Genomic DNA, 1,412 nt, shown 5'->3' with positions numbered 1-1,412 from the left:
GGTACTCCGTGCTTTCTTTGTGAGATCCTGCGAATGAGCCAATTTACGTGTCAGGGTTACGATTTACTTTTTATGCTGCTAACGGTAGTTGTGCTTTATCTATGGAGAATGGTTGTCCTTCTTTTGCCATGGCTACAAGCATCCGGGCTAGTTTCCCAATCAGCTTCATCATGGACTGCATTTTCGTCATTCTTTTCACTTCAGTATTGTGCGCATGCATGGCTTGGAACGCTTCATTGAAAGATAGCAGGTGAAACACAGTGAAGTAGAGATGTTTGCGCAGTAGTGAGTTGCCTCGCTTGGTGAGCTTAATTTGCCCCTTATATTTGCCAGAACTTCGTTCTGCTAAGTTCAATCCTGCCTTGCGTAATAATTGATTTCCGTGAGACAGCTTTCGTAAGTCCCCGCCAAATGCCAATATGGCAGCCGTTGCTGGAACGGAAGTGCCGACAGATCGAACGAGATCAGAACAAGGAATTTCAGGCAGTATCTTTTCAATCATCTCGTCCACTTCGTCAATAATTCGGCAGATCCTATGATACTCTTCGATGAGGTGCCTTAGCTCCCATTTGTCTTCTTCAAGGGCAGTGGTGTCTCCCACGCTATGTCTAGCGAGTGATTGGAGTTCCAAGGCCTTGTTCTTGCCTCGCACTCCGCCTGGTCTGGCCATATATTCACCCCAGATATGTACCATTTGCTCCGGAGTTAGCTGCAGTAGGTCAGCAGGGGCTGGAAACCGGCGCAAAGTGGCTAACGAGCGATCGCTAAAAATATCATCAAAAGCTTGTCTATATTCTGGAAACCGAATATCAAGCCAGCGGTGGATTCTATTCTTAGTCCTTCCTGATTTAACCACCCAGTGCTCTCTGTTTGTAACCATAACCCGTATGCGACGGAATGCTTCATCCTTTGGAGAGAATGGCGTGTAGAACCCACGGCTCACCGCATCGGCGATGACCAGAGCATCTTTTGGGTCGTTCTTGGAAGGTGAGTTATCTCTGTTTTCCTTATTGCGTTTTGTTGTCATTGGATTGACAAGAGCCACATCAATTCCCTGATCTACCAACCAGTTGGCAATATTGAACCAGTAGTGACCGGTACTCTCCATTCCCACAACGACGTCATTCATGCCGTGCATCTTCTGTAATTTCCGAATGCTTTGTTCTAAATGCACATAACCGGCAAGGTCATTCGAAAATAGAATAGGGCGCTTGGAGAGGACAACACCTCGAAAATTAATGGCTTGTGCTGCGTGTTTCTCCTTGGCAATGTCGATACCTATGACCAGAGTAGTAGTGCAAATTCGTTCTACACGTTGATTTTGAGACTTAATTGGATTAGACTTCATGATAACGCCTCCTAAGGTGAGTTCTGAGGGCTGCAACCCAGTACATACTCATCGTAGCGAGGCG

Annotated in this window: 1 protein-coding gene; it reads right to left on the bottom strand. The window is 46.4% G+C overall.

Features of this window, described 5'->3' with window-relative positions:
* Nucleotides 1-70: 70 nt before the first annotated feature.
* Nucleotides 71-1,348, bottom strand: a complete 1,278-nt coding sequence (locus AC58QO_RS33660; RefSeq protein WP_497273250.1) for an IS110 family RNA-guided transposase — start codon at nucleotides 1,346-1,348, stop codon at nucleotides 71-73.
* Nucleotides 1,349-1,412 lie beyond the last annotated feature (64 nt).

It is taken from the genome of Paenibacillus sp. J31R30, assembly GCF_059692115.1.
This window is presented reverse-complemented; position numbering and strand designations above follow the sequence as displayed.